12 protein-coding genes are annotated in these 12,137 nt (G+C 58.6%); 3 read left to right on the top strand and 9 right to left on the bottom strand.

Going from position 1 to position 12,137, the window contains the following annotated elements; genetic code table 11:
* Window positions 1–13: 13 nt before the first annotated feature.
* From ACR0J8_RS07580 to cobA, 8 genes are all read right to left on the bottom strand, one after another.
* Window positions 14–1,123, bottom strand: coding sequence for an aromatic ring-hydroxylating oxygenase subunit alpha (locus ACR0J8_RS07580; protein WP_480889458.1), 1,110 nt, complete (start codon window positions 1,121–1,123; stop codon window positions 14–16).
* Window positions 1,124–1,363: 240 nt separating this feature from the next.
* Window positions 1,364–1,825 carry a translation initiation factor IF-3 gene (infC, locus tag ACR0J8_RS07575; RefSeq protein WP_321254933.1) on the bottom strand — a complete coding sequence of 154 codons (462 nt, stop codon included), beginning with the start codon at window positions 1,823–1,825 and terminating at the stop codon, window positions 1,364–1,366.
* A 245-nt stretch (window positions 1,826–2,070) separates the two neighbouring features.
* Complete coding sequence (locus ACR0J8_RS07570; protein WP_170616777.1) at window positions 2,071–2,904, bottom strand: ferredoxin--NADP reductase; 834 nt, start codon at window positions 2,902–2,904, stop codon at window positions 2,071–2,073.
* 108 nt (window positions 2,905–3,012) lie between these two features.
* Complete coding sequence (locus ACR0J8_RS07565) at window positions 3,013–3,420, bottom strand: DUF934 domain-containing protein (protein ID WP_321253205.1); 408 nt, start codon at window positions 3,418–3,420, stop codon at window positions 3,013–3,015.
* Window positions 3,417–4,178 carry a phosphoadenylyl-sulfate reductase gene (locus tag ACR0J8_RS07560; RefSeq protein ID WP_480889455.1) on the bottom strand — a complete coding sequence of 254 codons (762 nt, stop codon included), beginning with the start codon at window positions 4,176–4,178 and terminating at the stop codon, window positions 3,417–3,419. Before ACR0J8_RS07560 ends, ACR0J8_RS07565 begins: the two co-directional genes overlap by 4 nt.
* The gene (locus tag ACR0J8_RS07555; RefSeq protein ID WP_480523880.1) at window positions 4,168–5,832 is read right to left on the bottom strand and encodes a nitrite/sulfite reductase; all 1,665 of its coding nucleotides are present in this window, start codon (window positions 5,830–5,832) and stop codon (window positions 4,168–4,170) included. Before ACR0J8_RS07555 ends, ACR0J8_RS07560 begins: the two co-directional genes overlap by 11 nt.
* 66 nt (window positions 5,833–5,898) lie before the next feature.
* Window positions 5,899–6,213 carry a DUF2849 domain-containing protein gene (locus tag ACR0J8_RS07550; RefSeq protein ID WP_170676885.1) on the bottom strand — a complete coding sequence of 105 codons (315 nt, stop codon included), beginning with the start codon at window positions 6,211–6,213 and terminating at the stop codon, window positions 5,899–5,901.
* Window positions 6,213–6,989 (bottom strand): uroporphyrinogen-III C-methyltransferase, encoded by a 777-nt coding sequence (gene cobA / locus ACR0J8_RS07545; protein ID WP_170676887.1) that lies wholly within the window; start codon window positions 6,987–6,989, stop codon window positions 6,213–6,215. Before cobA ends, ACR0J8_RS07550 begins: the two co-directional genes overlap by 1 nt.
* 144 nt (window positions 6,990–7,133) lie before the next feature.
* On the opposite strand from cobA, the gene ACR0J8_RS07540 reads away from it, so the two are divergent.
* Window positions 7,134–7,613, top strand: coding sequence for an Lrp/AsnC family transcriptional regulator (locus ACR0J8_RS07540; RefSeq protein ID WP_480523882.1), 480 nt, complete (start codon window positions 7,134–7,136; stop codon window positions 7,611–7,613).
* 153 nt (window positions 7,614–7,766) lie between these two features.
* Here ACR0J8_RS07540 and ACR0J8_RS07535 read toward each other — a convergent pair whose 3' ends face one another.
* On the bottom strand, window positions 7,767–8,942 hold the full coding sequence (locus ACR0J8_RS07535; protein WP_480889451.1) for a cytochrome P450: 1,176 nt from the start codon (window positions 8,940–8,942) through the stop codon (window positions 7,767–7,769).
* 47 nt (window positions 8,943–8,989) lie between these two features.
* Between ACR0J8_RS07535 and ACR0J8_RS07530 the strand changes: the two genes are divergently transcribed.
* Entirely contained in the window at window positions 8,990–10,723 is a 1,734-nt protein-coding gene (locus ACR0J8_RS07530; RefSeq protein ID WP_480889449.1) for a sensor histidine kinase, read from the top strand.
* The gene (locus ACR0J8_RS07525) at window positions 10,720–11,949 is read left to right on the top strand and encodes a sigma-54-dependent transcriptional regulator (RefSeq protein WP_480889445.1); all 1,230 of its coding nucleotides are present in this window, start codon (window positions 10,720–10,722) and stop codon (window positions 11,947–11,949) included. Before ACR0J8_RS07530 ends, ACR0J8_RS07525 begins: the two co-directional genes overlap by 4 nt.
* Window positions 11,950–12,137 lie beyond the last annotated feature (188 nt).

Here is a 12,137-nt window from a genome sequence, read left to right as displayed (position 1 = left end):
AGTCAGAGAATTCTCAGAGGGCCGTGCCTTCCATGGCCCTCTGGTAATGCGCATTGAACGCCATGATCGGGTGTTCTGATTGCGATGAACACGCGTCATCGACCACCAGTGCCCCAAACCCGATCGCGCCACTTTCCCACCCTTTTTGAACCGAATCCACAATCGGGCCATCTTCGGCAAAGGTGGTGTTGCGGTGTTGCAGGATGATCTCTTGTTCAACGGCGTTGGGTTCGGATTCGGGCAACCACCAGTCAACTTCGATCTTGGTTTTGTTCACGCTGACCGGGGTCCAGCGATAGGTGTTCACAATCCCACCGGGATAAACCTGCAGGGCAAAAAGCGGAAAGAACCACCAGGTCAGGAACTTGTCCGTGCGCGCTTCGGGGTCGGCGACATAGCTGTAGGATTTCTGACTGTCCGGGCGGGCCGGGCTGGCATGGCGAATGCCGTAATCATGGCCGCGCGTCCGGTACAGGTCCGGATCGACCACACCAGTTGTCAGAGTTTTGTGAACAACAGCGCAGTGATAGCATTCGTTGAAATTCTCGGCGACCACTTTCCAGTTCGCGCTGGCCAACCGTTCCGTCCGGTCCGCGCGTTTATAGTTGGGAAGGTTGGGCGCGTACTCAGCGATTTCGCCAAGCGCGCTTTCGGCCAGTTCGGCCATTGGCCGGGCGTCCGGGTCCAGGTTCAGCAGAATGAGTCCGAAGAACAGTTCAACCTGAACCGGGCGCAGCTTGTACTGGCTTTTGTCAAAGCCCGGAAACGCGGTGGCATTCGGCGCGGCGCGCAACTGTCCGGTCGTGTCATAGGTCCATGCGTGATAGGGGCACGTCATCTTTTTGGTGCAACCCTTGCCATTCAGCAATTCATGGCCGCGATGAACGCAGACGTTGTAAAAGGCTCGGATTTCGCTGTCCTGGCCCCGAATCACGATCACTGAGACGCCGCTGATGTCTTCGACAACATAGTCACCGAAGTTGGGGATGTCGGTCACATGGCCTACCAAATGCCAGGACCGCCTGAATATCCGGGTGCGTTCCTGGGAGAAAAAAGCCTCATCGCAATAGGCCTGCGTCGGCAGCGATTGATAAACGCCGCCCGCGAATGACATTTCACCCATCGCTACCTCCCCTTTATCCGGCATCTCACGCTTAACCGCATCGCGATTCCGCGCATTCCAGTTTGCGCCAGCGCGCCGTCGAAATCAGAGTGCCTGAAATCGACCCATGGTCGCTTTCAGACCTCTAAGATGTGCGGACGGGGACAGGTGTATACAAATCGCGAGGATTGAATTTTTGGTGAACAAAAAAACCCTGCCAGAGCAACTCTGACAGGGTTCGGAATTGGCTACTTGCAGAGCTTATTTCTGCGGAAGCGGGCCGATCATCATGATCATCTGACGGCCTTCCATCTTCGGCATGTTCTCGACCTTGCCGATTTCCTTGATGTCTTCGGCAACACGCTCCAACAGCTCGCGACCCAGGTTCTGGTGCGCCATCTCACGGCCACGAAAGCGCAGGGTGACTTTGACCTTGTCGCCCTTTTCCAGAAACTTGACGACGTTCTTCATCTTGACGTCGTAATCATGCGTGTCGGTGTTGGGCCGGAACTTGACCTCTTTCACCTCGATGATTTTCTGCTTCTTGCGGGCTTCGCTTTCGCGTTTCTGCTGTTCGTACTTGAACTTGCCGAAATCCATGATTTTGCAAACCGGAGGATTGGCATTGGGCGAGATCTCGACCAGATCAAGTCCGGCATCAGCGGCCATCTGCATAGCTTTGGCGGGATGAACCACCCCTACGTTATCACCGTCAGCGCCGATCAGGCGGATTTCAGGGGCACGGATCTTTTCATTGACGCGCGGTCCGGTGTCTCTCTGCGGCGGCGCGTTGTGGGGTCTGCGGGCTATGGGTTCATTCCTTTGATGATTGCAGAATTTCGAGACCGGAATTTAGACCGGTGCGAAAGGCGTTTCAAGCAGCATAAAGGCCGGAAAACACGAAAAACCCGCCTTTGTTGGCGGGATTGAGCTGGCCGGGTTGTCAATTACCCGGCCAGCCCCAAAGATCAGCCGACAAAGGCTTTTTCGATGACGAATTCCTTGGGGTCGGAATTTGCGCCTTCGCGCAGTCCGAACTCTTCCAGAATTTCCTTGATATCGAGGTTGAAAGCCAGGCTGCCGCAAACCATCGCTCGGTCGGTTTCGGGTTTGATTCCGCCATCGATGCCCAGATCGGCAAATACGGTGCCGTCTTTCAGCAGGTTGGTGATGCGGCCCATCTTGGGGCTCTCTTCCCGGGTGGTGGTCGGGTAGTAGCGGATCTTGTCTGCAAAACCTTCGCCGATCAGTTCGGCCAACAGTTCGTCCTGGCGGATGCTTTCGATCAGCTGGCGGCCGTACTCCAGTTCAGCCACTTCACGGCAGGTGTGCGTGATGATGACCTCATCATAATCCTCATAGGTCTGCGGCTCGCGCAGCAGCGAAGCGAAGGGCGCGAAACCGGTGCCGGTGGCAAAGAACCACAGGCGTTTGCCGGGCAGCAGCGCGTCGTGCACCAGGGTACCAACGGGCTTGGGGCGAAGGATGATCTGGTCGCCGGGTTTGATGTGTTGCAGCTTCGAGGTCAGCGGACCGTCCTGCACCTTGATCGAGTAGAACTCGAGTTCCTCGTCCCACGAAGGCGAGGCGATGGAATAGGCGCGCAGCAGCGGCTTTCCGTTATCGCCCAACAACCCGATCATCACGAATTCGCCCGAACGGAACCGCAGCGAGGCAGGGCGCGACACCTTGAAAGAAAACAGGCTGTCGGTCCAGTGTTTCACGTCAATTACAGTTTGCGCGTCCGGCAGGACGGGGGCCTTTACGGCAGTTACTTCGCTCACGGGCTTCATCTCTGTCATCGTTTACCTGCCGGTCTGCTAAACCGACATCTCCGTTTAATCGTTGATCCAAGTCAGGAAAAGGGGACAGATTGCCCCCTTTCTGTCACAAGCTGGCGATGTGCGGCCTTAACCGCGCAGGCGGGCCTGATAGTTGTTCTCTTTCCAGTTGGCGCGGGCAAGCCACTGATCTTCGGGCTGACGGGTGGCAAGGCCATCATCAATCTCGACCTCGTCAAAGCCGCTGCGCCGCGCCATGGCGTATTGGTCTGCCAGAACGTGCCCCTTGGCGCGCAGACGCCCGGTATAGCCTTTCAGGCGCAGTGTGCGGGCGATGGTAAAGCCGCGGCCATCTGCGAAGGACGGGAAATCGACCCGCACCAGTTCGGCTCGGCCAAGACGATCGTAGAGTTCATCCGGGTCGGTGTCTGAACTTACATCCAGGGCAACCACGTCATTGGCGGCATCATCCAGCGAAACAAAGCCGTCGGTCCAATCATCGGGGGAAAACCCCTGATCCGTTACGATTACATTCATTGCTTTTCTCCAACACGCACCATCTTGCCGTCGACAAAATGGATGCCGCATTCTTCCTTGTTCTGATCGCGCCAGCGTCCGGCGCGGGGGTCTTCGCCCTCTTTGACCGGCGAGGTGCAGGGCGCACAGCCGATTGAGGGATATCCTTTTGCCACCAGCGGATGCCGGGGCAGGCGGTTTTCGTCCATGTAGGCGCGCACATCTTCGGGTGCCCAATGTGCCAGCGGGTTGACCTTGATCCGGCCTGTTCCGTCCTCGACCTCGAAAAAGTCGAGCGCGGCGCGGGTGCCGGCCTGAAACTTTTTGCGCCCGGTGATCCAGCCGCAATAGCCCATAAGGGCCTTTTGCAGCGGGAATGTCTTGCGCAGGTTGCAGCACGCATCCGTGTCGCGCAGGCGCAAGGCTCCATAGGGGTCATCGCGCTGGACGTCTTCATCGTCCGCCCTGATGATCCGAACGTTTCTCAGTCCAAGACGCTCGCTGACCTCCTGCTGATATTCCAGCGTTTCGGTGAACAGCATCTGAGTGTCGATGAACAGGACGGGCGTTGCTTTGTCAACAACAGCCGCCATGTGCAGCAACACCACCGATTCCGCCCCAAAGCTTGACACAAGGGCAAGCTCATCGATCTCTTCAATCGCGCCATGCATCACGTCGTGTGCACTGTGGTGGCGGAATCGGGCGTTGAGGTCCTCGACCCGTTCAGTCAGTTCACTTCGGTCTTTACCCAGTTCCGTCTGGATCAGGTCAAGCGGCATTGGCCTGTGCCTCGGGGTAAAGCGCCGCCTTGAACGGCGCCATGCCAACGCGGCGGTATGTTTCCAGGAACGTCTCCTCTGCGCTTTCGCGCTGGTTCAAGTAGGTTTCGACGATGCGTTCTACGGCGGGGACGATCTCATCGTAAGCAAAGCCCGGACCAGTTCGATCGCCGATGGCCGCGCTTTCGGTGGCATCACCGCCCAGAGTGATCTGGTAGTTTTCGACGCCGGCACGATCCAAACCCAAGATGCCAATATGACCCACGTGGTGGTGACCACAAGCGTTGATGCAGCCCGAGATCTTGATCTTCAGGTGGCCGATATTATGCTCGAGCTTCAACTCCTCGAAGCGGGTTGCAATCTCTTGCGCAACCGGGATCGAACGAGCGGTCGCCAGTGCACAGTAATCCATGCCGGGGCAGGCGATGATGTCGCTGATCAGGCCGATATTAGCGGTTGCCAGTTCGTATTCCTTCAGCTTCGCATGGATTGCAGGCAGGTCCGATTTATGGACATGCGGCAGGATCACGTTCTGCTCATGGCTGATGCGCAGCTCGTCATAGGCGAACTCTTCGGCCAGATCGGCCATGACCCGCATCTGCTCGGCCGTTGCATCGCCCGGCGTCTGGCCGTGCTTCTTGATCGAGATCGTGACAATCGCGTGGTCTGCGTTCTTGTGCGGTGCGATGTTCGTATCGATCCACGAGCGGAAGACCGGATCGTTGGTGTAGGCAGATTCAAACGACGCAACCGAACCCTCTCGGAAGGCGGGGGCAGCGAAGTGGCCCTTGATTTCGTCCAGCAGCGACATGTCCGCGCCTTTGAACTGCGGGCGAACCTTCAGGAAGCGCTCATTCACCTTGGCACGGATGGCGTCGATGCCATGCTCATGCACGGTGATCTTGATGCGCGCCTTGTATTTGTTGTCGCGGCGGCCGATCTGGTTCCACACGGAAACGGTGGCTTCGAGATAAGCCAGCAGGTCGTCAAAGGCGACGAATTCGGACAGTTCCTTGCCAATCATTGGCGTACGGCCCAAACCGCCACCCACGATGACACGAGCCCCCAGAACGCCGTCACGCTCGACCAGTTGCAGGCCGATGTCATGCGCCTTAATCACGGCGCGGTCGTTTTCCGAGCCGGTGATGGCGATCTTGAACTTACGCGGCATGAACTGGAATTCCGGGTGGTCGGTGGACCACTGACGCAGCAGTTCCGCATAGGGGCGCGGGTCGGCGACCTCATCCGCGGCGGCACCGGCGAAATGGTCGGCGGTCACGTTGCGGATGGTGTTGCCCGAGGTCTGAATGGCGTGCATCCCAACCTCGGCCAGCGCGTCCAGCATATCCGGCACGTCATTCAGTTTCGGCCAGTTGTACTGGATGTTCTGACGGGTGGTGAAGTGGCCATAGCCCTTGTCCCACTTTTCGGCCAGTAGGGCCAGCTGACGCATCTGAGCGCTGTTCAGCGTCCCGTAAGGGATCGCTACGCGCAGCATGTAGGCGTGCAGTTGCAGATACAGGCCGTTCATCAGGCGCAGGGGTTTGAATTCGTCTTCGGTGAGCGAGCCGTCGATGCGACGCTCGACCTGCGCGCGGAACTGCGCGTTGCGTTCTGCCAAAAATGCTGTGTCGAACTCGGAGTAGCGATACATGATTAGCTGTCCTTAGTTGCAGCCCCGAACCTTGGGGCCTTGTAGGGGAGAGTGAGGGGCCAGAGGTCAGGCCCGGGGCTGCGGGGAAGTTTCCTGTTTGCCGTGGGCATAGTTGGACGGACCAGTCCGGCGGAAGTCTTCCCGAAAATGAGTGGGCTCGGGGCCGCGTTTGCCAGCGACCGCGTCGGCCAGATATGCGCCAACGATGGTATTCGCCTGACGTGCGGCATCCAGCAGACGCACCTGTGCGTGAGCTTCGTCAGTAATCAGTTCAGCCTCGGACAGATCGCGTGACCAGCGATCGTCTTCGGTCAGATAAATGACGTCTCCTTCCAGCAGGTCGTTGGCTGTAACCACTTTGGGTGTAAAAGCGCGGGCCATCAGGCAAGCTCCTTGTTGAATTCGGTCAGGGCCTCGGCTGCACGGCGCGGTGCGAGGCCATAAAGGGTCAGTGCGGGGCCGTCCATTGCGGCGGCATGCAGATCGGTGGGCAATTGGTCCAGCGTCGTGGACAGCACCCTTTGGCCTGGGCGCGACGCGTTTTCGACGATGGTGACAGGGGTTGCGCGGTCAGCACCGTGCATGATCAGACGGCCCTGAATGAAACGGGCGGATTTCTTGCCCATATAGATTGCAGCCACGGAACCGGGACGCGCCAGTGCATTCCAGTCGTGGTCGGCAAAACCCTTCATGTCGTGACCCGTCAGGTACCGCACCGAGGAATTGCGACCGCGGCGCGTCAGGCTTTGACCGATGCCAGCAACAGCGGCAGAGGCGGCAGTGATGCCGGGAATGATCTGCCAGGAAACACCTGCAGCCTCGACCGCTTCGATTTCTTCGTCCAGACGCCCGAATACAGTGGGGTCCCCCGACTTCAGACGGACCACACGCTGACCCTTCAGTGCGTAGTCCACCAATAATGCGTCGATGTCTTCCTGTTTCCATGAGGGTCCGAAGCCGGCCTTGCCAACATCGACCAGTTCAGCGGTCTTGCCGGCCAGCGCCAGAATTTCGGGGCTGATCAGGCGGTCATGCAGAACGATATCCGCACGCTCAAACGCGTTCAGCGCCTTAAGCGTCAGCAATTCCGGATCACCCGGACCTGCGCCGACGAAATCGACGTGCCCTGTATCCGTATATGTGTGCGATTGCCGCATCTGAGGATCTCGACCTGTGTTTGACTTGACCCTCAATATAGGAAATATTCCCGGATTAATGCCATATGGGCGAGTAAATAAGAACATACGTTCCAATCAGGCTGAGCTTAGGGACGCTGGTTCCGGAAATGGAAGGAAATTGGAATGTCGGTGCGGATTGATGATACGGATCGGAAAATTCTGGTCGAGCTGCAACGCGACGCCAGTCAGTCACTGGATGAAATCGCTGCAAGGGTCGGCAGTTCCAAGACACCTGTCTGGAACCGAATCCGAAAACTCAAAAGTGCAGGGGTCATTGGTCAACAGACAGTGTTGCTGGATGCCGAGGCACTGGGGTTCGAGGCGACGTTCTTTGTTCTGATCCGGACTTCAGAACATGAGGCGGAGTGGCAGCGTAAGTTCCTAAAGGCGCTGAGGGACCGACCAGAAGTGCAGGAGGCGCACCGCCTTGCTGGTGACATCGACTACATCCTCAAGGTGCGCGTCAGAAATGCCCGCGCCTACGACGATTTTTATCAGACCCTGATCTCGGAAGTCAGGGTGCACAACGTCACGGCCCTTTTGTCGATGGAAGAGATCAAATCAACGACGATGCTACCGCTGAGTGCGTTGGTTGTTGGTTAACGAAGTGGGGGGCGCTTCCCCCGCCGCGCTTAAGCGCGCCTCCCCTGGGATATTTGGGGCCAGATGAATAAAGGATCCGATTTCATCTGGCTATAAATATCCCCGCCGGAGGCATAGCGCATTATGCGCTATTCAGTCGGCATCTGCTGAAACTCAGACGTGAACAGGCAGCCGGGTAAGCCCATGAAAGTGATAGCTGTTCGAATATTCCGGCTGTACCGACAGCCGTAGTTCTGGCGCCCGCTGGAACAACACCTGCAGTGCGATGCGCATCTCGAGACGGGCCAGTGGGGCGCCGACGCAAAAGTGCAGGCCGCCGCCGAAACTGGTGTTTGTGAAAATGGGCCGGGTTGGATCGAAGGTGTTCGGTGCATTCCAGACCGCGGGGTCGCGGTTTGCGGCACCCAGCAACAGCGCAACCTCATCGCCACGGCTGAAGCGGTGATCAAAGATCTCCACATCCTCATAGGCATAGCGCGTGAACATGTGCAGTGGCGGATCATATCGCAGAATTTCTTCAACGGCGGCATCGATTTCGTCGGGTGCAAGCGGACGGGATCCGGTTTGCAACAGAGTTTTCACCCCGTTCCCCAGGGAGTGAACCGTGGCCTCGTGCCCGGCGTTCAGCAACAGGATGCAAGTGGCAACCAGTTCGTCGCGGGACAGTTTTTCTCCGTCCTCTTCGGCCGCTATCAGGCGCGTGATCAGATCGTCACGGGGTTCGCTGCGGCGCTGTTCGATATAGCGGGTCAGAAAATCGGTAAACTCCCGTGCGGCCCGGGCCGCGTTGTCCCCGGTCTGGTGGTTCCGGCTGGCCTGATACATCGCGACCATGTCATGCGACCATCGCAGCAACTGTGGTGACATGTCCTCGGGGACGCCCAGAAGACGGCAGATCGTAATGACCGGTACCTGAGTGCAATAGGCGTCCAGAAGGTCGAACTCTGTCGCGGGGAACCGGTCTATCAGGGTGTGGCAAAGCTGCTCGATCGAAGGCGCCAGGGACGCGATTGAACGTGTGGTGAAGGCGCGCATGACGAGGGCGCGCAGCCGCGTGTGCCGTGGAGGTTCAGCTTCCAGCAAGGAATGCGCTTCGACATTCAACCACGGCGCCAGATGGGCGGGGCCGGGTTCTCGCAATTCTGCCGGAACCTCTCGGCCAAACCTCCGATCCTTCAGCAGGGCTTGCACAGCGCGATAAGAAACAGCGGCCACTTTGTTGTAGTCGCCCCAATACACAAGGTCGCCGTATTGGCGCGCCTCGTCATAGAATGGGTAGGGGTTCTGCACGAAACCGAGTTCGACCGGCGATTGAAATAGCGTCTTCATGCGGCGCAGACTTGCCATGAGGCGCGTCGAATGCAAGACCCTATGTCATGTATCGAGTCTGGGTGATCCTTGGATTTCTGTTTGTCGTCGGACAGTTGTCTGCCGGGGTCTGGTCCTACGCCTATCGTCAAGCCCTGTCGCAACTGAGCGAAAAGGCCGAGGCAGATCTTGAACTTGCAGCAGACCGGCTGAGCACGCAGATGCAGGTGTATCAGGAGCTGGCGGTCCTGATGGCCGATCATCCAGCCCTGCACGAGTTAGAAACCCCGGCAGACAGGCAGGCGGCCCGGTCCCTGCTGCTGGATGTGTCCGACAAGACAGCTGCAGTGAACATGATGTATTTGGATTCCAACGGGCAGGTTCTGGTCGCGGCCCAGCCGATAAGGCAGCCCGACATGGCCGGATATCCTGCTTTTGAGCGCGCCATGCAGGGGGCCATGGGAAGTGCCCATGGGGCCCTGCCGGAAAGCGGTGATCGGATTTATTCTTATGCGGCTCCGACCTTTGGACCCTCGGGTCAGGTTGAGGGTGCTTTGATGGTTGTCGCGGACGTGCAGGATGTTGAGCAAACCTGGCGCGGCAGCACCGAAGCGGTATTCTTCGTGGATGCGGAAGGCGTTGTCTTCATCTCGAACAGGTCCGATCTTCTGTTCTGGCGGCGCGCAGAGGGACAACAAGGGCTTTCACCGCCGGATGGCGGCACGGTCGATTTCAGCTCGACCCGGGTCGCCGGGCATGAATTGTGGACGCTGAACTGGGGGCGTTATTTGCCCCGTCACGCGCTGCACCTGACGCTTGACCTGCCGGTTATCGATATGACGGCCGAGGTGCTGGTGGACGTAGCACCGGCCCGGCGCTTGGCGGGATTACAGGCCGCCGCGGTTGCCGCAATCTGTCTGGCCTTTGGGGCGTTACTTTTTCTGGCAACTGAGCGCAGGCGCACTTTGGCCGAGGCAAACACCGTTCTGGAAAGCAAAGTCGCGCGGCGAACCCGTGATCTGACGGATGCAAACCTGGCCTTGCGGCGCGAAGTGTCCGAGAGGATGGAAGCGGAAGCCGCCCTGAAGCGCGCGCAATCTGATCTGGTGCAGGCCGGAAAGCTGAGCGCGTTAGGGCAGATGTCAGCGGGTATCAGCCACGAGTTGAACCAGCCGCTTATGGCCATTCAGCAGTTTGCGGATAATGGTGCCGCGTTCATGGAGCGCGGTCGGAGTGAAAAGGCCCGCGAAAACTTGGGGCGTATTTCTGAAATGGCGGCGCGTATGGCCCGTATCATCAAGAACCTGCGCGCCTTCGCCAGAAATGAAAGCGAACCGATGGGAAAGGTGGATCTTGTTCAAGTCATCAATACAGCCGTCGAACTGACCTCGGCACGGTTGCACGCTGAAGGGGTCACAGTGGATTGGCAGCCCGATGTTGAACCGGTCTTCGCCTGGGGTGGTGAGGTTCGGCTTGTTCAGGTTTTCGTCAACCTCATCAACAACGCCGCAGATGCCATGATCGAACAGGACGATCGATATATTCGCATATGGATCGACACCGACGCGCGAGTGTCCGTCACCGTGCGCGACAACGGTCCGGGAATCGAGGATCCCGAAAAGCTGTTTGAACCCTTCTATTCGACCAAGGCCGTTGGTTCGTCCGAGGGTATGGGGCTGGGCCTGTCGATTTCTTATGGGCTGGTTCAGAGTTTCGGCGGCGACATTCGGGGTTACAATTCACAGAGTGGCGCGTGTTTTACCGTCGAGCTGGATTATTACGAGGATGACAAGGCCGCATGATGCACAAGGTCCTACTGGTTGACGACGATGCGGCGGTTCGGGACGCCCTGGCGCAGACGCTGGAACTGGCCGATTACGCTCCGATTCCAGCAGGGTCATTTGTGGCCGCGAAAGACCATATCCAGGCCGAATTTCCCGGTGTCATCATCTCGGACATCCGCATGCCGGGGCGAGACGGGTTTCATCTGCTGAATTACGCGCATGAAATCGACCCCGATCTGCCGGTCATCCTTCTGACCGGAGAGGGCGACATTCCGATGGCGGTGCAGGCCATGGGGCAGGGTGCCTTCGATTTCCTTGAAAAACCCTGTGCCGCCGCCGACCTTCTGGCGGTTCTGAAGAGGGCCATGGAAGCCCGTGCGCAGGTTCTGGAACAGCGCGCATTAAAACACGAATTGGAACGCGGTGATCCCGCCGCCCGATTGTTGTTCGGACTGTCCCAGCAGGCCGAAGCACTGCGCGAACGTGTCCGCACCGTAGCACCGATCAACGCCGAGGTTCTGGTAACCGGGCCGGCTGGAAGTGGAATATCCAAGGTTGCCGAAGTGGTCCATATGATGTCGCCGCAGGCGCAGGGGCCCTTTGTCAAGCGGCCATCCTCGGGTCTGACCGCGGCGGCGCTGGTGCAGGTCTGTCATGACGCCGCTGGTGGCTCGCTGTTTCTGGATGAAGTGTCGGCAATGCCCGAGGCTACGCAATATGCCGCGCTTGAGATTGTCGAGCAGGGCGCCGGGGTCCGCATTCTGGCGGGCACCACAGCGGACCTGTCGGCATTGTCTTCGCAGGGCCGTTTTCATGCGGATCTGTTCTATCGCCTGGACGTCATGCGGGTGCGCATTCCGTCGCTGGCAGAGCGTCCCGAGGATATTCCGGTCATCTTTCGCCACTATGTCGCGCAGGCCGCTGAGCAGGCGGGGATTGCCGCGCCCGAGATAACCTCGGAACATCTGGCGTCCTTGATGGCCAGCGACTGGCCGGGCAATGCGCGCTCGCTGATGTCCGCTGCGATGCGATTTGTTCTGGGAATGCCCGAAGATGTCGCGCAGGCTGCTGATTTGGGGCTGAGCGAGCAGATGGCGCGTGTCGAACGTTCGCTGCTGATCACCGCCTTGGGCAGGCATAACGGGAAGGCCACGGAAGCGGCGCGTGCACTGAAGCTGCCGCGAAAGACGTTTTACGACAAACTTGCACGCTACGGCATCCGCCCAGAAGACTATCGGCGCTGACGCGGCCGTGCGGCTCAGTATTACCCAAAAATTCTGCGGTTATGCGCGCTTGGCGGAGTATCCCGCCCCAAGGGAGTTGCTACCGGTGCGAATCTCCTGGTGTTTGATTCGGAACTCGTGAGTCGCCGTAGTGCGGAAATCCGCACAGTGCGCCAAAGGCCTGTGCGGATTTCCGCACATGGCTTCTT

Source organism: Ruegeria sp. N11, from assembly GCF_056531525.1.
Note: the sequence above shows the minus strand (reverse complement) of the source record. Positions and strands in the feature narration are given on the sequence as shown.

What these genes read in the sequence shown, in the direction of transcription:
- ACR0J8_RS07550 (WP_170676885.1), bottom strand. Translation starts at nt 6,213, where the DNA reads ATGGCCCGCGCTTTTACACCCAAAGTGGTTACAGCCAACGACCTGCTG.
- ACR0J8_RS07570 (WP_170616777.1), bottom strand. Translation starts at nt 2,904, where the DNA reads ATGACAGAGATGAAGCCCGTGAGCGAAGTAACTGCCGTAAAGGCCCCC.
- ACR0J8_RS07560 (WP_480889455.1), bottom strand. Translation starts at nt 4,178, where the DNA reads ATGCCGCTTGACCTGATCCAGACGGAACTGGGTAAAGACCGAAGTGAA.
- ACR0J8_RS07555 (WP_480523880.1), bottom strand. Translation starts at nt 5,832, where the DNA reads ATGTATCGCTACTCCGAGTTCGACACAGCATTTTTGGCAGAACGCAAC.
- ACR0J8_RS07525 (WP_480889445.1), top strand. Translation starts at nt 10,720, where the DNA reads ATGATGCACAAGGTCCTACTGGTTGACGACGATGCGGCGGTTCGGGAC.
- ACR0J8_RS07580 (WP_480889458.1), bottom strand. Translation starts at nt 1,123, where the DNA reads ATGGGTGAAATGTCATTCGCGGGCGGCGTTTATCAATCGCTGCCGACG.
- ACR0J8_RS07535 (WP_480889451.1), bottom strand. Translation starts at nt 8,942, where the DNA reads ATGAAGACGCTATTTCAATCGCCGGTCGAACTCGGTTTCGTGCAGAAC.
- ACR0J8_RS07565 (WP_321253205.1), bottom strand. Translation starts at nt 3,420, where the DNA reads ATGAATGTAATCGTAACGGATCAGGGGTTTTCCCCCGATGATTGGACC.
- cobA (WP_170676887.1), bottom strand. Translation starts at nt 6,989, where the DNA reads ATGCGGCAATCGCACACATATACGGATACAGGGCACGTCGATTTCGTC.
- ACR0J8_RS07540 (WP_480523882.1), top strand. Translation starts at nt 7,134, where the DNA reads ATGTCGGTGCGGATTGATGATACGGATCGGAAAATTCTGGTCGAGCTG.
- ACR0J8_RS07530 (WP_480889449.1), top strand. Translation starts at nt 8,990, where the DNA reads ATGTATCGAGTCTGGGTGATCCTTGGATTTCTGTTTGTCGTCGGACAG.